At 55.1% G+C, this 17,881-nt stretch carries 11 protein-coding genes; 8 read left to right on the plus strand and 3 right to left on the minus strand.

Annotated elements, in window-relative coordinates; translation table 11 throughout:
* Nucleotides 1-5: 5 nt before the first annotated feature.
* From VN12_RS12950 to VN12_RS12970, 5 genes are all read left to right on the plus strand, one after another.
* Nucleotides 6-1,685 (plus strand): ATP-binding protein, encoded by a 1,680-nt coding sequence (locus tag VN12_RS12950; RefSeq protein WP_168164383.1) that lies wholly within the window; start codon nucleotides 6-8, stop codon nucleotides 1,683-1,685.
* Entirely contained in the window at nucleotides 1,675-3,048 is a 1,374-nt protein-coding gene (locus VN12_RS12955) for a sigma-54-dependent transcriptional regulator (protein WP_146677235.1), read from the plus strand. The genes VN12_RS12950 and VN12_RS12955 overlap by 11 nt, the downstream gene beginning before the upstream one ends.
* 125 nt (nucleotides 3,049-3,173) lie before the next feature.
* A complete protein-coding gene (locus VN12_RS12960; protein WP_146677236.1) occupies nucleotides 3,174-6,065 on the plus strand; it encodes a DUF1553 domain-containing protein in 2,892 nt (963 codons plus the stop codon).
* Nucleotides 6,066-6,078: 13 nt separating this feature from the next.
* Nucleotides 6,079-7,494: a DUF1501 domain-containing protein gene (locus tag VN12_RS12965; RefSeq protein ID WP_146677237.1), complete on the plus strand. Its 1,416-nt coding sequence runs from the start codon at nucleotides 6,079-6,081 to the stop codon at nucleotides 7,492-7,494.
* Nucleotides 7,495-7,560: 66 nt separating this feature from the next.
* Entirely contained in the window at nucleotides 7,561-8,496 is a 936-nt protein-coding gene (locus tag VN12_RS12970) for a hypothetical protein (RefSeq protein WP_146677238.1), read from the plus strand.
* Between the two features lie 48 nt (nucleotides 8,497-8,544).
* Here the strand turns inward: VN12_RS12970 and VN12_RS12975 are convergent, their stop codons facing one another.
* From VN12_RS12975 to VN12_RS12985, 3 genes are read right to left on the minus strand one after another with little or no spacing between them, the layout of a single operon-like run.
* Entirely contained in the window at nucleotides 8,545-10,905 is a 2,361-nt protein-coding gene (locus VN12_RS12975) for a DUF4159 domain-containing protein (RefSeq protein WP_146677239.1), read from the minus strand.
* A gap of 8 nt (nucleotides 10,906-10,913) precedes the next feature.
* Complete coding sequence (gene mtnA / locus VN12_RS12980; RefSeq protein ID WP_146679909.1) at nucleotides 10,914-11,975, minus strand: S-methyl-5-thioribose-1-phosphate isomerase; 1,062 nt, start codon at nucleotides 11,973-11,975, stop codon at nucleotides 10,914-10,916.
* 44 nt (nucleotides 11,976-12,019) lie between these two features.
* Complete coding sequence (locus VN12_RS12985) at nucleotides 12,020-12,523, minus strand: response regulator transcription factor (RefSeq protein WP_146677240.1); 504 nt, start codon at nucleotides 12,521-12,523, stop codon at nucleotides 12,020-12,022.
* A gap of 203 nt (nucleotides 12,524-12,726) precedes the next feature.
* Here VN12_RS12985 and VN12_RS12990 point away from each other — a divergent pair, with 203 nt between their 5' ends.
* From VN12_RS12990 to VN12_RS13000, 3 genes are all read left to right on the plus strand, one after another.
* Nucleotides 12,727-14,112 (plus strand): hypothetical protein, encoded by a 1,386-nt coding sequence (locus VN12_RS12990; RefSeq protein ID WP_146677241.1) that lies wholly within the window; start codon nucleotides 12,727-12,729, stop codon nucleotides 14,110-14,112.
* A gap of 42 nt (nucleotides 14,113-14,154) precedes the next feature.
* Nucleotides 14,155-15,873 (plus strand): DUF4129 domain-containing protein, encoded by a 1,719-nt coding sequence (locus VN12_RS12995; RefSeq protein WP_146677242.1) that lies wholly within the window; start codon nucleotides 14,155-14,157, stop codon nucleotides 15,871-15,873.
* Nucleotides 15,874-15,951: 78 nt separating this feature from the next.
* On the plus strand, nucleotides 15,952-17,844 hold the full coding sequence (locus tag VN12_RS13000; protein ID WP_146677243.1) for a sulfatase-like hydrolase/transferase: 1,893 nt from the start codon (nucleotides 15,952-15,954) through the stop codon (nucleotides 17,842-17,844).
* Nucleotides 17,845-17,881 lie beyond the last annotated feature (37 nt).

Consider the following 17,881-nt stretch of genomic DNA (forward strand, 5'->3'; position numbering starts at 1 on the left):
TCGCAATGTGGATCCCCAACGTTCCGAACTGGACGATTCGAAAAAAGCTGCTTGTCTCAATGGTGGTCCTCGGACTGGTGATCGCCGTTTTGGGCTACAGCAGTTTTCGAGGTGTCTACGCGTACCGCGATTTGGCCGCCACGCTCGGAGAGCGTGCCTTGGAAATGCCGATGACCGCCGCACTGACTCGTTCGATCGACGCATTGCGGAATCAAGATCGCACGATCGACATCAAGGAGCCGATGAAGTTTCGGCTCGATCGTGAATACGAACGGGAGATGCGAAGCCTTCAATTCCAAAAGGGGCTGGAGCGAGTTCGCAGCATCCTCAGTCGATATCGGGCTCGATTGGAATCTTCCGATGAAGACGAACTCTTCTTGGCAGACCGTTCTCAAGAACTGGCTTTGGTGGCCGAAATCAGCGACTTGATTCAAGAGATCGATTCGCAACAACGATCGGTTCTGGCGGAAAACTTCGACGCACCCTCGGCTCAGCATCTGCAGGAACAATTGGCAGAACTTTCCAATCTTGCTCACGAGCTTCCTATGTTGCTCGCGGAAAAGATGTCCAGCTTTCGAGAGGATGTGCGAGATCGCTATCGAACTTGGATCGTGCTGACTTGGAGCAGCGCGTTGGTGGCGGGTGTCATGCTGATCGGCTTGATCAGCTACGCGCGGCGAGCCGTGATTCGACCATTCAAAGAGTTGCTCGCTGGTGCCCGACGTGTCGCCGCCGGGGACTTCACCATTCGGATTGGAGCGGACAGCAAGGACGAATTGGCGGAGCTGGCGGACGCGATCAACTTGGGTGTAGCCAGCTTTCTCAGCATCCAACGCGATCTGCATGAACAAGTTCGAGAGAGGTCGCGCGAGGTCATTCGGAACGAGCAGCTCGCGAGCGTTGGATTCCTGGCAGCTGGAGTAGCCCATGAAATCAACAATCCACTGGCATCGATCGCATGGAGCGCCGAAGCGCTCGAGTCTCGATTGCATCGTATTCTGCACGCGACCGCTGGCCAGTCCCAACCGGACGAATCGACCGGAGTCGATGTGGATACCCTGAAGACCTATTTGCGACGAATCCAAGACGAAGCCTTTCGATGCAAAGGAATTACGGAACGCCTGCTCGATTTTTCTCGTCTTGGAACCGAAGAGCGCCGCCAATATGTCGATCTCGCGGAACTGATCGAAGATGTCGTCGGCATGGTTCGGCACTTGGGACAATTTCGTTCGAAGAAGATCGAATTCAACCCTGGCCCCGCGGCCATGATGGCTTGGGCCAGCCCCCAGGAGATGAAGCAAGTCGTTCTCAATCTTCTTACCAACGCGTTGGAATCGCTCGATCCGAACCGCCCCGATGGCTTGGTCACCATCACCATCGAACAACAAAACGAACAGATCGAATTCGCTATCCAAGACAACGGGAGCGGTATGACCGAAGAAGTTCTCCAGCATCTCTTCGAGCCTTTTTTTACACGCCGTCGGGATGGACGCGGAACGGGATTAGGACTACCTATCACCAGCCGAATCATCGCCGATCACGGTGGCCGTATCGCAGCCAAGAGCTTGGGAGCCGGAAATGGCTCTCGCTTCGAAGTGCGAATCCCTTGCCAGCCCTCCGAATCCAAACACACCACATCCGACCATTCCCCCTCGTCGCCCCGAGAGTACCGTTATGCAGCATGACCCCCTATCGATTCTATTCGTGGACGATGAGACCTCGCTTCAAGAACTGATGCGCATGGAGATCCCACACATGGGGCACCGGGTAACGGTATGCCCTGATGGATTGACTGCGATTGCTGCGATGGAAAAGGACACATTCGACTGCATGATCGTCGATCTCGACATGCCTGGCATGAATGGCCTGCAAGTCATCGAACGGGCATCGAAAATGGCGCCCACGATGGATTGTGTTGTCCTGACGGGTAAACAATCTCTCGAGTCTGCCGTCTTCGCACTGAAGTACGGGGTTATCGATTACATCGGCAAGCCATGTAAGCTTTCCGAAATGAACGAACTGTTTGAACGCGTGCGTGCGCGGCGTGGATTGAAGCTTCACACTCTTGCCCTTCAAAAAGCAAAACAACCTCAAAATGCTCGCACGGTATTGATCGGGCAATCCGAGGAAATGAAGACCATCGCAACCTTGGTGTCCAAGGTTGCCAAGACCAACAGCTCCGTCCTGATTCGAGGCGAAACAGGATGCGGTAAGGAATTGGTGGCGCGCTCTGTCCACGAACATAGCTTGCGTGCCAACCGCGCCTTCGTCGCCGTCAACTGTGGTGCCCTCCCCGAGCACTTGATCGAAAGCGAACTCTTTGGACATAAGAAGGGGGCATTCACCGGCGCGGATTCGCAGAGGGATGGCCTCTTTCATGAGGCCGATGGGGGCACGATTTTTTTGGATGAGATCGGCGAACTCCCGTTACCCATGCAAGCCAAATTGCTGCGAGTCTTGGAGAGCGGTGATATCCGTCGAGTAGGCGACAACGAGGTCCATCATGTCGATGTCCGCGTCGTGTGCGCGACGCACCGAAATCTGGAGCAAATGGTCGAGGACCAAACCTTTCGAGAAGACTTGATGTTTCGTATCAATACCTTCGAAATCCATGTCCCTTCGCTACGAGAACGCTCCGAAGACGTCATGCTCCTCGCGCGACACCTCTATTTGCGTCACCATCCAGAACACGATTCCATCGATGAACTCTTTGACGACGAGACCATCGCCGCATTCAAACAGCATCCTTGGCCTGGCAATGTCCGGGAACTTGCCAATGTCGTGGAATACGCGACGATCCTTTGCGACAAACCTCCGATAGGCCTCAAACATCTCCCCAAGCATTTCTGCGATAAGCGGATGAAGCGAGAAGTCCGAGCCAGCATGCCCGCTCTCACCCTGCGAGACATGGAAGTCCTCGCGGTACAAGAGGCCATCGATCGACACAACGGGAACAAGCCCGCTGCCGCCGAAGAGCTGGGGATCAGCTTGAAAACCCTCTACAACAAACTCAACCAAGCAGAACCGGGCAGGCGGGCAGCCGTCTAGGGACATGCCTTGCCAGCAGGGGCGATTCAGAATCGCTCCGTATCCCCTGCGCACAGAGCGAGCTATGATATGGGTGTGTTTTGCCATGTTCAACAAGCCAGTGCTCATCCTCCCCATGGCTCGCTATGTTCCACTTCACTCGATGGCGGTTCCCCATTTGCTTTGTGCTTGCCACACTCTGCCTAACACTTGGTAGCAGTGTCGCAGAGGAAGAACCCGCACCCGCTTTCTATCGCGGTGTGAACCTGAATGGCCCGCCGATCACGATCGATGGAAACCTATGGGATGGAAACGACGCACCATGGTTCGATTGCGCGGATCGCGGATTTGAGAGCCAGTCCGTTCCATTAAAACCCGAGACAGATAAAGCCCGGGCGACGATGATTCGAAGCAGTCGATGGGGGGGCAATCGCGTCACATTGAACGAGCTTCCCACCGGCCGATACACGTTATTCTTGTACGTCTGGGAAGACAACAACTCGGAAACCTACAACATCTCGATCGACGGACGCGAAGTCGTCTCCCAGTACAAAAGCGGTGGCGCCGGCCATTGGGAAAAGTTAGGCCCATGGTTTATTACCCCCAAGAATGGAAGCGTCACCGTCACGAGCCGGGGAGGTGCTGCCAACTTTTCCGGCATCGAAATTTGGAAAGGAGAATTCGATGGCGTGGAAGAATCGATTTCGAATGATGATCTCGCGTTCTTTGAAAAGAGGATCCGTCCTCTCCTGGTCGAGAAGTGTTACGAATGCCACAGCAGCGATTCGGACGAGCTAGGAGGGAATCTTCTCGTCGACTCGCGGGGGACGATTCGTCGCGGCGGTTCGTTAGGACCCGCCGTCGTGCCACGCGATGAGTCAGGGAGCTTGCTCCTCCGAGCGGTCCGCTACCAAGACGACTTGCAAATGCCTCCGGACGAAAAACTTTCCGACGAACAAATCGCAGATCTTGCTCATTGGATCCGCATCGGTGCCCCTGATCCTCGCACCGTCGTGACGAAGCATACGGGCAAAAAAATCGACTTGGAGTTGGCCCGCCAATTCTGGTCGTTCCGTTCCTTAACAAAACCATCGGTACTTTCGGTGCAACATTCGGATTGGCCTATCACCGATATCGACCGTTTCGTTCTTCATTCGCTGGAGTCGCGAGAGCTAACCCCAGCGCCCCTCGCCGACAAACGAACGCTTCTGCGACGCGCCACTTACGATCTCACCGGTCTTCCACCCACGCAGTCCGAGCTCGAAACGTTTCTGGCTGACGATTCCGCCGAGGCGTTTGCGACCGTGGTCGATCGATTGCTCCAATCCCCACAATACGGAGTGCGATGGGGTAGGCATTGGCTGGACGTCGTTCGTTATTCGGATACCGCCGGAGATAATTCCGATTTCCCAATTCCGCAAATGGCGCGCTACCGCGACTGGGTGATCGATGCGTTCAACCGGGATTTGCCGTACGATGAATTCGTGCGGGATCAAATCGCGGGCGACCTTCGTGGTGGCGAGAACGAAACAGAGCGTCAGTCTCGTATCGTCGCCACCGGCTACTTGTCGAACTCGCGGCGATTCGGCTCGCGGGTCGACGACTATCCATGGCACCTGACGATCGAAGACACCATCGACAATCTCGGTCGAGCCTTTCTCGGAGTCACCATCAACTGCGCTCGCTGCCACGATCACAAATTCGACCCCATTACGACGCAAGACTATTACGGTCTCTATGGGATCTTTGCGAGTACTCGTTATCCGTGGCCTGGCATTGAACTCGATCAGAAGCAACGGGACTTCATCCCATTGGTCCCAGCCTCTGAGCTTGCAGAGACCCTGCGGAAACAGTCGGAACGAGACAAGGAGTTGGCCAAGCTCAACGAACGAGCCCGGCAACGGAAAAAGGAGTTTGAAAAGGCAAAGGAAGACCAAAAGGCGATAGCCGAAAAGGCATACCGAGAAGCGGAAAAGGAGGCCAACGCATTCGCTAGTCACCCCCCCCTCTTCGAATCCGCGTACGCGGTGGCCGATCGAGAGTCGCCCGTGGATGCCGCGGTCCAATTCAAAGGGGAACCTACCAAGCAAGGTGACATCGTTCGACGAAGATTCCCAGCCATCATGGGAGGTGGAGATCTACCGGTCGATTGCCACGAAAGCGGGCGTCGAGAGCTTGCCGAATGGATCGTGTCCGAACGCAATCCTCTCACAGCGAGGGTGATCGCCAATCGCGTTTGGCAATACCATTTCGGACGGGGAATCGTCCCCACACCGAACGACTTTGGAAAGCAAGGCAAACCTCCGACCCACCCGGAACTCCTCGATTTTCTCGCGTGCAGTCTGCAAGAGAATGGATGGTCGATCAAGAAACTGCATCGAGACATTATGCTCTCTCGCGTCTACCAACTATCGAGTTTCCGGGATGCCAAGGCGATCGCCTTGGACCCCAGCAACGAATTTCTCGCTGGGTTTCGACGCCAACGACTCGATGCCGAATCCATTCGCGATACCCTTCTCCATCTCGGAGGGAATTTGAATCTGAGCCCGGCTGCACTCCACCCCTTTCCACCCTCGTCGAGCTGGAAATACACCCAACACAATCCGTTCAAAGCCGTTTACGAGTCGGTGCATCGCAGTGCTTATTTAATGACACAGCGCATTCAACGTCATCCCTTTCTCGCGACGTTCGACGGAGCGGATCCCTCGACGAGCACCGGCTCGCGGTCATCGACCACGACCCCGATCCAAGCACTCACCTTGATGAACGATCCGCTTGTCCATCAGCAAGCCGAGCGTATTGCCCAACGCATCTTGGATCACGCACCTGAACAAAAAAACCGCATCCGATTCGCGTACCAACATATCCTCGGGCGACCGGTTTCCGAAGAGGAATTGGACGCGTCGAATCGGTTTCTCCTCGCAGCAGCACAGGTGGCTCGCGAGGGAGGCAATTCGGACAACGAATCGGAACGCGAAGCGTGGTTCGCCCAGGTGCGCGCCATGCTCCGCCTCAATGAGTTCCTATATATCGACTAAGGAATCTGGCAACATGGTTCTCTCCCCAACTCGCTCGTCCACACCGTCTCGCCGAGCGGTCTTTCGATCGCTGTTCGGGGCATCGCTCGTCATGCCCGGAATGCTCGGTGAGCTATTGGCGGACGAGTCGTCGTCGGCGTCTCCCAAATTGGAGACCGATCCCCTCGCGCCGAAGAAACCTCACTTTCCAGCCAAGGCCAAGCGGGTCATCTTTATCTTTTCCAATGGGGGAGCCTCCCATATGGATACCTTCGACTACAAGCCGGAGTTGTTCAAGGCAGACGGAAAGAAGAAAGGGGTTGGGGGAGGACTATCAAATCAGGAACGGGTTCTCCTCAAACCACTTTGGGATTTCAAACCCGGAGGGGAGTGCGGCACTCTGGTCAGCGATTTGTTTCCCAATGTGCGCGAAAGGATGGATGACATCTGTGTGATTCGTTCCATGAATGGGAACGATAATGAACATTACAACGCAACGCTGGGCATGCACACCGGCTCATTTTTCTTTTCTCGGCCGAGCATCGGTTCATGGGTAAGTTATGGGCTCGGCACCGAGAACCAGAATCTTCCCTCCTTCATTGCGCTCGCTCCGCAAATGCCATATGCAGGCACGCAGATCTTCAACAATGACTTCTTGCCGGCCTACCATCAAGGTGTGCGAGTCCTGGGAGGAAGTGAACCCATACCGAACTTGGCTCCGCGCACAGCATCGCGAAAGATACAACAACTGGAGCTGGACTTCGCTGACCTGCTCAACAATAAACACCTGAGCGAACGAGTGACCGACACCGATCTTTCCGCTCGCATTCGCAGCTTTGAAACAGCCTTTCATATGCAAAGCGATGCACCGGATGCCTTCGATATCTCCAAAGAGGACGCTCGCACATTGGAGTTGTATGGTGTGTCGAAAGAAACCAACGAAGGATTCGGATGGATGTGCCTCGTTGCTCGACGAATGGCCGAACGGGGTGTTCGCTTCATCGAATTGGTCGATGGGAGCAGCAGTCACAATTGGGATCAGCATGGCGATATGGCGGAGCACGCCAAACATGCGAAGAACATCGATAAGCCACTTGCGGGCTTGCTGCGCGATTTGAAAGATCGTGGGATGCTCCATGATACCCTCGTTGTCTGGACGACAGAATTCGGACGCACACCGGGCGTGGATGGCGACAAGGGACGCGGCCACCATAGCGCATGCTTCTCCTCCTGGATGGCAGGTGGCGGGATTCGGGGTGGAATGACCTATGGCGAAACCGATGAAATCGGAGCCACCGTGGCCGAGAAGGGTGTTCACGTTCACGATTTCCACGCCACGATCTTGCATTTGCTCGGCATCGATCACACCCGATTGACGTATCGTTATGCGGGCCGAGATTTCCGCCTCACCGATGTAGCAGGTAAAGTAGTAAACGACATCCTCGCTTGAAGATCCCAATCGCTCCCTTCACTCCCGCACCTAAATTTGTTTAAGGCTCCACTGAGAGATTTCATCATGCGCACTTGTTCCTGCTTTATCATCCTTATCGGGGGCGTCGGCAGCTTCACCCTCGACGGCCTGAGTGTCGGATCTCGGCCGGCGATCGCCCAAGAAGTCCGTTCCGCAGCCGATTGGGAAGCGCGATTCCCGGGCATCAAAGTCAAACTCGATGCGATGGGATATCTGCAAGTTGCTGACTTCTCCAAATGCACATTTCCAGACTCAGCGGGCTCGGCCGATGCAGCGTTGGCGTTCTTGCCTCAACAATCGAAGCTCCGCAATCTAACTCTGAGCGGACGAGGGCTATCCAAGGTGGGGATAGGAACTGTCGCAAAATGTGAGAACCTGGGCGCTCTCTCCATCCTCGATGGTCCGATTGGCGATGACGAACTGGCTGCTCTTCGGTCCTTGACGAAGCTGAAAGAGCTCTCGCTGGTACGGTTGGAAATCGGCAATCGGTGCTTGGCCCCCTTCGTCAACAACCCATCCCTCACCAAGCTTCGGGTACGAGGAGCGGCCGGGGTGACCGATCAAACGATCGCGGAGTATTTGCCCAACTTCGCGAACCTTGTATCGCTGGAGTTGAGCGAGCTCGCAATAGGAGACGCATCCCTCGACACGATCGCCAAATTGCCGAAACTGAGCGAATTGAATCTTCTGAGGACACGTGTGACGAATGCTGGTTTGAAGAAGCTCGCGGGCTTATCCCTCAAGAAACTCAACCTTGATGATATCGCCACGATAGGCGATGAAGCGATCCCCGCTATCCTTGCCATTCCAACTCTCGAGTTTCTCCACCTTGGCAAGACAAAAGTTACCGATCAAGGTGTCGCGGAATTGAGTGGATTGAAGAATCTTAAGGATCTACTAATAAACGATACGGCTGTAAGCGAAAAAGCGCTCGCCGAACTGCAAGCCAAGCTTCCCGACCTCAAGATCAAATCTAAATAGCCATCGAAAGGACCATCGAGCGGGGTACGGACTCCTTTTCGGATCCCGTTATTGGGAAAGTCCAAACAGAATCATATTGATACCAATTCGGAAGGCATCGTCGCGCACATAGCCTTTGCACTGGATCGAATGTTTAGACTCCATCGCACAACTCAGGTCATTGGGAGAGAAGACAGCGATGATGCGTCCGTTCCACTCGAGGGCTTCGATTTCGGGAGGGCCTTCCCGTTTGGCGCGGCTCAAGTCTCCGGTGCCGATATTCGGATCCACCAAATCGACTTGTGAGAGATCGTATCCATCGAAACCATTCACTTCGTCGCGGAGCATGAACGAGTGTTTCGGATCCAAGCTTCGCCATTTCGCATCTGGCACGGCCCTGAGAAACTCGTCTCGAACGGATGCCGCGAAATCCTTCGATGCGCAGATTGCATCACCGAGAACAAAGCCCCCGTTCTCGAAGTGCTTGCGCAAACAATCTCTTTCGACGTCGGACAACAGAAACTTGTTTCGACCGTGAATGTAAAGGAGGGGATATCGTTCGATCGATTCATCGGTCAAAGAGATCAGAGGCGTGTCGCGATCGATAAGTGATTTCGTTTCACGGTGGTAGACATCGAGAAGATTGACGATCGCCCTGGAAGCATCATCGGCACCCCCAGTGTGTTGGATCTTCGGCAGTTTCAAAACCCCTCGGGGCAACGTTTGGTAATTCGCTGGTGCCGCAATGACTTCCACCGCATCCAGCTTTTCCTTCAACTCCCGACCGGTCGCGTACGATGCGAGGTTCACTCCGATCTTGACCGCGTTTTCGATATCGGTGTCGATCGCAGGACCATGTTTTTTCGTCTTTCCCCACGGACGAGCCAATTCCCAGCGACATGAAAGACTGATGGGAGAATAGATCACGCTCGTGCGGCAGCAAGCGTCGAGGCCATAAAGCCAGAAATCTTCGGGCAGCGCCGAAGGATCGATCTTCGTTTCGGCAAACCAAACAGGATGAGACGGAGGTAGCTTGGTGAGTGGCTTTTCGAAGATCTGTTGCATTTCATCTCGAAACGTCGCGTCAAATGCTCGACCATCGCAGCCGTCGCCGTTGCAGGCTTCAGCAAAAATCAATCCGCCGTTGTCGATATATTCTTTCAGCAATTGGCGTTGATCGGGTGTCAACCGAAAGGCCTTGGAACCGCTAATGTAAAGAACCGGTGTTTCCAGCAGCGATGCGAGGGTAGCATTCTTTAAGGTGACCGATTGCCACGCCAACTCACGTTTCCAAACCTTCTCGATCTGGCCGGTCAGATTCTGCACCGCTCTTCGGTGCAACTGCCAGTCACGATCTTCACTGTGTCGAAGGTGTCCAATAACGACTTGCCGCTTCCCTTTGCTTAAAAAGAGCAAGGCCATAGCGGTGGTGGTGGCGGGCGATTGAGCCTCCATCCCACCGCCATCGATGGAACCCTTCACTTGGGACTGAACCGATACGAGGTAGCTCGCTCCCTCACGATACCAATCTCGTTCACCAAAAAACCTCTGACCCGTCAATCGTCCGACCCGTTCGAGCGCGTACAAATAATAGATATGCCATCCCGTACCAGAGGGATTCTGCTCAACAGAAAAGTTGGCGACGAGCCATGCGAAGCCAAGGGAAACAGGATCGCGCTGCATGGCGTCCGCCCCACCGCCGCAGCAGACAATACTTCCGTTTTCCACTCGGGCGTCTACGTTCTCCGACGCGTCGCGCAGGATGAGCATGGATGCGATGCCAGCGCATGTCATGCTGCCGGAGGTCCCTCGTTCGCTGCGGTATCCCCAACCGGACCCGGTGTGTCGACTGTTCCAGTATTGGTACGCCTTCTCCAAACACGCATCGGGAATCTCGATCCCTAATTTGCTCGCTTCCCAGAGCGCCAGCACCGCAAATTGTGCGTTGGATTCGTCGGAAGAACCATCTCCCAAGTGGTAGCCCCATCCACCGTCGGAAGCTTGGATCTCGACGAGCGATTCGACATCCTTGCGAATGATGGCCATATCGCGGGTTGGTTCCGCAGCGCACAACGCCATGCAGTGGAGCGCGATCTCGTAGGTCTTTGTCGGCCTTGTACGCCGTAGATAATCGAGCGCCTTTTTCAAGCGAGGGTCGGAGGGGCGTTCCTGCGCGCTCAGGAGGGCCAATGTCACCAAGGCAGAGCTTCCGCAACCGTAACCGGTCTCGTACTCCCTCCAACCGCCTCGATTCGCGCCGTTGCTCTCTTGCTCGGAGTAGAGGAAATTGACCGCTCGGCGGATCGCCTCTTCGACTTGCGGCGCCGTGACGTTTCTCCGTTGTCCAAACACATGGGAGGGACTAAACAGTGAAATCGCGAGCACCAGCATCAGCGATAAACAACGGGACAAATGCGTGCTCTCCATCATGGTGTTTCCTAAGAGAGCATCGATCGGACTTTCGACTCGCTCACCGGGGCGATAATCCCTCTCTCCGTGATGATCGCTGTGATCAACTCCGCGGGCGTGACATCGAATGCTGGGTTGTAAACCTCAATATGCATGGGAGCGGTTTGCGATCCGAATCCATGGGTGATCTCCGTCGACTTGCGCTGTTCGATGGGGATATCGTCCCCCGAGACCAAACTCAAATCGAACGTGCTGGTCGGGGCCGCTACATAAAATGGAATCGAATGGTACTTTGCCAAGACAGCGAGGGAGTAAGTACCGATTTTATTGGCTGTGTCACCCCGCGCCGTGATGCGATCGGCTCCCACGATTACCGCTTGCACTCTCCCCTCCCGCATGACTTGCGCGGCCATCGAATCGCAAATCAACGTGCACGGAATGCCACGCTGTTGCAATTCCCAAGCGGTGAGACGGGCCCCCTGCAACAGAGGTCGAGTCTCGTCCGCATAAACCTGCAGCACATGGCCTTGGTCCTGCGCGGTTAAGATCGCCGACAATGCTGTTCCATACTCGGAGGTCGCCAAACCACCGGTGTTGCAATGGGTTAATACGCCTGTCGCGTCGCGAAGCAGGGATGCTCCGTAAGCTCCGATCGCATGGCACATTCGTCGATCTTCCTCGTGGATCAACCGCGCCTCGCGAAGGAGCGCACGAGTCAGTTCCTCGCTATCGGATAAACCTTTGTTGCGATCGACGATCTTTCGCATTCGATCCAAAGCCCAAAACAAATTGACCGCGGTCGGCCTGCTCGTCGCTAGATAGTCACATTGCGTCAAGATGGCGGCCGCAGCGCTGGCCAAGGGCTCTTCGATGACCTTTTGGGCAGCGATAACCACTCCGTAGGCAGCCGCGATACCAATCGCAGGTGCGCCGCGGACGCGGAGGGAAACGATCGCCTCGAACAGACTTTCCACATCGCGGTAAGGTTGGATCTCCAGCGTCAGCGGTAGCTTGGTCTGATCGAGCAATTCCAAATGGCCATCAATATCTCCTCGCCAGGCAATGGAGAGATACTCGAAGGTGGGTGCGATGAGCGAAATGGGTGCATCGGATAGTTCGGAATCGTAATCGCTGCTCACGCTGTTCCTCCGGTCGGTTCCGCTTCTGGATTCTCGGAACTCGGTCCATTGCCCTCACGCGGCTCACTTTCCTCACGCCGCACAGTCTCTTCGTCCGGAAGCGGCATGGCGAGAAGCTCTTGGGCTCTCTGGAGCAGCTTATCCATGGCAAAGGGTTTATGCATATACTCGTCCGCCCCGAGCATCCTCGCATAGGCCTGGTGCCGCTCCCCTTCGTTTCCAGTCACCATGATGACTCGAACGTTGGAGCGTTTGATGCGTCGGAGGTGTTCCAAGACCAGGAATCCGCTCCTGCCAGGCATCATCATGTCGAGCACCATCAAATCGGGATGGACGACTTCGATCGCATCGACTCCTTTGTTCCCATCGGAGACATGGGTGACTGTGTAGCCCAAGCCTTCCAACGCGAATTTGACGGGTTCAGCTACTTCGAAATCGTCATCGACAATCAAGACTCGTGGAGGGCGGTTCTCTCGTCGCCAGGCAGGTTCAATCGGCATAATGAAAGCATTGGGGGAGGGCATTCGAATGGAAATTCGAACTCAAGGAATGCACGCTTTTATACCATTGAAACAAGTCGACCGAAACCTTGCGAGGAACCTGGAAGCTCGCTTGCATCGAAAAATCGGATTTGCTATCGAACAGATTGCGGAAAAAGCATCGTTTCCCCGTTCCTCCGACGTGCGAGCGTCCCAGATACACCGTGCATTTCCAACGCCGACGCAAGCATTTGTGGCTTCACGAGTCGACGCAGCGAGCGCTGTATCGGTCGGTTCTTTTATTGCTCGGGCTCATTCCCCTCCTCGCCACGTCCGGTTTCGTGGTCCTTTCGAAAACCAGCTGGTACCAGCTTCGTCAGGCTGCCGCATGGCGGGAACGGATCCGGAGCAATATCGGGCTTGATGTGGTTTTCCAGTCGATTGAGCAGCCCTCGCCTCACACATTTCGAATACGAGAATTGGTCTGTGCCCATCCGGAAACACAGACTCCCATCCTGCGGGCCGAGCAAGTCGACGGAGTCATGACCAACGAGGGCTGGGCTCTCAAACTGCATGCGGCCGAAATAAAACAAGAGCAATCCAACCTGGCTCTCCAGATCTTGCACGACTCGTTTTTGTGCCGCCCTCATAATTTGGTCCCGATCCTCAAAGTCTCGATCGATTCGCTGCGCATTCTCCCCTCGACCTTGACCAACTCCCCCCATTTGGCCTCGGCCCCCAAGCTTGAATCGCTGCACCAGATTCAAATCGAATACACCCCTTCGCTTTCATTGTCCGACATCAAGATCTTGTTCGGCTTGGAACCCAAAGGCTCAGAGACGCCGGGGTTGGTTCATGTCCGTCGCTATCACGACCCCAAACATCCTCATACCGATTGGGCGATCGACACGCGCGATCTTGCTATCCCCTGTTCCGCGATCCAACCCTATTTCCCCGTCGTCGAACATGTCGGCCCTTTAGCCCTCTTTCGCGGCCAAGTCCGCTGGGAACAGGACGCGCAAGGTTGGCAAAGCACGCTCCATCAAAGCACGTTTCTCAATACGTCTTGGGCTGCTTTGTCCCACTCGATCGGAGAGCCGCTTCAAGGTTTTGGAGATCTCCACATCGAAGAAGCTATCCTTCGCAATGGGCTCATCGATCGCGTTCAAGGTTCGATATCTGCCGGTTCCTCCCACGATGAAACGATCCAGGTGCCTTGGTTGAAACAGACGATGGAACGCTTTGGATGGTGCTCGCACGATCTCCGACCCTTGCAATCGCAAACCGCCTCGGTGGATTCGATGGAACTGGCATTCCATCTGGACGGCAATGGACTGCGATGGCGAGGCAATGGTCCGGGTCTCAGCGCGCCAGGGGCCCCACCGAGCCATTCTCAGATCGGGTCGGTAAAGCAAATCCTTCTGGCGACCGATCGAGCCCTTGAATCCAAGATCACGTCCCTCGATGAGGTCAGCCGGTGGCTCGCGACAGGCCCCGATGCCACCCAGGCTGCGGAACTGGTCCAGCGATGGCATTCGCGATTGGTTTCTTTACTCCCCACACCGAGCAACGCCGCTCGATTATCGGGTGTTCCCAATACCATTCGCTGATCTCGTTTCGAAAGGCGTCCAGCCGGAGTCTATACTGGGGCGATGGAACTGGACAAGAAACGAAAACCCGAAAGTCTCGATTACACCCTGGCGGCGATCGCCCCGGCCTTCATCATTTCGATGATCGGTTCGCTCGTCTACTTTCTTATCGTACTCTTCTATCCAGGACAGCAAACGGGTCGGTTGATGTGGGTACTCGGGCTCTACACATTCGCCTCCGTGCTGATCGCGCGTATAGCCATTGAACAGTCCCGAGCTCAGAGTTTCGTGTATATGGCCGGACTGGGAGCTGCAACCCTTCTTGTCATCTCGCGACTTTTCACCGCCAGCGGTTCACTCGCGTTTCTCAGCCTTCCATTCTTACTATTGATTCTGGTTTTGATCGCCTACCTCGCGGATCGCATTACCTTCGACTGCACCTTGATTCACGAGGGGATATCCAGCCAAGGGGCCGGACTACTTCAGTCCATCGGTTTGTTTCGAAAAGACCCTCGGGATCCAGCAAATGAAGTGACACCAGCGGTAGGACGCCAACGGAAGCACAATCAAGGAGTCTGGGTTCTCTACTTCTCGCTCTTGGCCATCCCCGTCTTCGGCATCGGACAATTCTTCATGGGCCCCCAAGCCGACCGAGCCTTCGCCAATCGGATGGTTTTCGTCTATCTCTTTTCGTCTCTGTCCCTGCTAGTGCTCATCGCGTTGCTGACGCTGCGGAAGTACTTGCGAGAGCGCAATATCCCCATGGAGATGTCGTTCGCAACACAATGGATCCTGATGGGTGTTACCGCCGTCGCAGCATTGGTATTGCTCTTTGCGTTCCTACCACTCCCGAGCCAACCACTATGGAATTGGCAACCCCCGTTCAAAATCGCCCGTCGCGACGATCTCCAACCCCACCCCCAAGGCATTGGCCAAGACGCCGTCGAAGCCCCCGGTCAACAAGGTCAACAGGATCAGCAACGTCAACAGGATCAGCAACGTCAACAGGATCAGCAACGTCAACAGGATCAACAGCGTCAACAGGATCAACAGCGTCAACAGGATCAAAATCCCCCAGCGGGGGACAAGGTTGACGGTGTTGACAGGGCTGACAAGGTTGACGGCAAAGAAGGAACCGTCGCCAAAGAAGGAGAGGGCGGTGGCAAAGGAAATGGCGGCAAAGAACGGGAGGGTGGTGACGAAGGGGACGGGGCGGGGAGAGACGCTGAGGATGCCAGGGGTGAGCAGGGGGGGAAGCCCCAGGGGGCCGCGAACCAAAACACTTCGTGGCAAATCAACTGGAATGGGAGCTCGCTTCTCTCCTGGTTGCTCCTATTGATTCTATTGCTGATCGCCGTCGTTTGGGGCTGGACCCAAAGGCACGCTTTGCTTCGCTTTCTCACCGAGCTGTTCGGTCGGAAACCGACCGCGAAAGAGCTTGACGCCGAACCTGTCTCAGGAGAATCCACAGAACCGCTTGCGCCGTTTTCTACCTACGGCAACCCCTTTACTTCTATGCAACTCAATCCAGAGCAAATCGTTCGACACACCTTTCGAGCTTTGATCGCGTGGGGACGTGAGCATCGTCTTGCTCGAGGAGAGGAAGAGACGCCGGACGAATTCGTTCGAAGGGTGGCCCGCAAGTATTCCGAACAGCAGTCAAGTCTCATCCACCTGGGTCATCTCTACGGACGCATTGCCTACGCGAAACGCCGTGTCCATCCCACCGAACTTGATCCGTTGAAGGACCTCTGGGTGTGGTGGGAATCGTCCATGCGATAAACATTCCGGTGGCGGACTTCGGAATCGGATACAATCGAGCTTCTCCGAAGCAGCCTTCCTCCCCTGTTCGATTGACCCATGAAAAACATCTTTGCCTTCATCGCGCTCTGCTTTCCTCTCCTGATCTCCCGTGTGGAGGGGGCTGAAACCGAAGATACACGTCCGAATATCGTGTTGATTCTTGCCGATGATCTCGGCGTCAATGATTTGCATTGCTATGGTCGCGAGGAGCATCGCACTCCACATCTCGACGCGTTGGCCAAGCAAGGCCTTCGGTACACCAGCGCGTATTGCGGATTGTCGATCTGCTCCGCATCGCGAGCTTCACTTTTGACCGGCAAGTCGGCGGCCAGATTGCACCTGACGTCCTTCTTGCCCGGTCGAGCCGACAACCCTTCGCAGCGAGTCCTCAACGCACGCATCCATTCCGCCTTGCCACCCGAAGAACGGACCATAGCCGAAGAATTGCAGCGAGCGGGCTATCGGACCGGCATGTTCGGGAAATGGCATCTAGGAGGTAAAGAAAGCAGCCCCAAAGAGCAAGGCTTCGAGGTCGTAGCGGAGTTGCCCGCCAAGGGAAAGCTGGATGAAGAAACCGGCGACAAAAATGAATACTTGATCACCCGTCGCGCAGCCGAGTTTATTGCGACGAAGTCGGATCAACCTTACTTTTGCTATATCCCCCACCACTCGCCCCATATCAAGTTGGAGGCAACGGAGGAAGCGAAGCGACAGAACTCCGAAGCTTTCAATTCCCTCTACGCGGCAAGCATCGAGTCGTTGGACCGCTCCGTTGGCAAGCTGCTCGATGCCATACACCGTCAGCCCTCCGAACGAGAGACGATCATCCTATTTACCAGCGACAACGGTGGATTGCATGTGCGAGAGCTTCATGAAGAGCCCATGACTCACAACACCCCATTTCGAGCCGGAAAGGGATATCTCTATGAAGGGGGGGTGCGCATCCCGCTAATCATCGCCTCAACAAAACAATCGATTGCACCGAACCGTGTTTCGAATGCCCCTGCTTCCTTGATCGACTTGATGCCCACCTTCCTGAAGTTGGCGGGGGTAAACGTCGGCCAGACCCTCGGGCCCTTGGATGGTATCGATCTGAGTTCGCATTGGTTCGAGAATCGAGAACCGTCGTTGGATAGGCCATTCTTTTGGAATTTTCCACACTACACCAATCAAGGTAGCCGACCTGCCGCGGCTATTCGGAAAGGGAAGTGGAAAGGAATCCTGCAGTATGAAGACAACTCGTTCGAACTCTATGATCTGGAAAAGGATATCGGTGAAGAGTCTGATCTTTCAGCATCGATGCCGGACAAGGCGCGGGAGCTGCGAGCGGAATTGGATCAATGGCTCGACTCGGTCGGTGGGCAGCGATGTGCGCCGAATCCTGAGTTTGATCCCAAACAATACGACGCAATTTATGGTCAATTCGATTCCTCCCGATTGCGAGCCAATGCCAGCGCCAAACAGATTGGACAGGATTGGAAAGTATGGCGAGAGCGAATGGACCAAGCGTCGAAGGGTCGTAAGCCGATATTGAAAACACCGCAGGGAGCCGTGACGTTGTTCGCCAATCAAGCTGTCCCGCATGGAATGAAGCTTCGGTACGAACCTGAGCTTCATAAGAATGTGTTGGGATACTGGACCGAGGTGGACGATTGGGCTCATTGGGATCTGAACATTCCCGTCGATGGGACCTATGAGATCGAAGTCCAGTGCGGTTGCGGCAGTGGAAACGGTGGCTCGCAAGTCGCATTGTCGATCGGCGATCAATCGTTCGATTGGGTCGTTCCCGACACAGGTCATTACCAGAACATGGTTTATTTGACGGTTGGAAAGGCGAATCTATCGGCGGGTACGGCGAGACTGGAGGTTCGGCCGAAGACCAAGTCCAAGATTGCTGTGATGGATATTCGTAAAATCGTATTGCGTCCGATACCAGAAGAGGGGCGATAGCCATCGGTCGAGCAGGCCCAAACGTCCTTCATCCCGT

The organism is Pirellula sp. SH-Sr6A, assembly GCF_001610875.1.
Taxonomy (GTDB): domain Bacteria; phylum Planctomycetota; class Planctomycetia; order Pirellulales; family Pirellulaceae; genus JBKCUI01.

What these genes read in the sequence shown, in the direction of transcription:
- VN12_RS12950 (WP_168164383.1), top strand. Translation starts at nt 6, where the DNA reads ATGTGGATCCCCAACGTTCCGAACTGGACGATTCGAAAAAAGCTGCTT.
- VN12_RS12955 (WP_146677235.1), top strand. Translation starts at nt 1,675, where the DNA reads ATGCAGCATGACCCCCTATCGATTCTATTCGTGGACGATGAGACCTCG.
- VN12_RS12960 (WP_146677236.1), top strand. Translation starts at nt 3,174, where the DNA reads ATGTTCCACTTCACTCGATGGCGGTTCCCCATTTGCTTTGTGCTTGCC.
- VN12_RS12965 (WP_146677237.1), top strand. Translation starts at nt 6,079, where the DNA reads ATGGTTCTCTCCCCAACTCGCTCGTCCACACCGTCTCGCCGAGCGGTC.
- VN12_RS12970 (WP_146677238.1), top strand. Translation starts at nt 7,561, where the DNA reads ATGCGCACTTGTTCCTGCTTTATCATCCTTATCGGGGGCGTCGGCAGC.
- VN12_RS12975 (WP_146677239.1), bottom strand. Translation starts at nt 10,905, where the DNA reads ATGATGGAGAGCACGCATTTGTCCCGTTGTTTATCGCTGATGCTGGTG.
- VN12_RS12985 (WP_146677240.1), bottom strand. Translation starts at nt 12,523, where the DNA reads ATGCCGATTGAACCTGCCTGGCGACGAGAGAACCGCCCTCCACGAGTC.
- VN12_RS12995 (WP_146677242.1), top strand. Translation starts at nt 14,155, where the DNA reads ATGGAACTGGACAAGAAACGAAAACCCGAAAGTCTCGATTACACCCTG.
- VN12_RS13000 (WP_146677243.1), top strand. Translation starts at nt 15,952, where the DNA reads ATGAAAAACATCTTTGCCTTCATCGCGCTCTGCTTTCCTCTCCTGATC.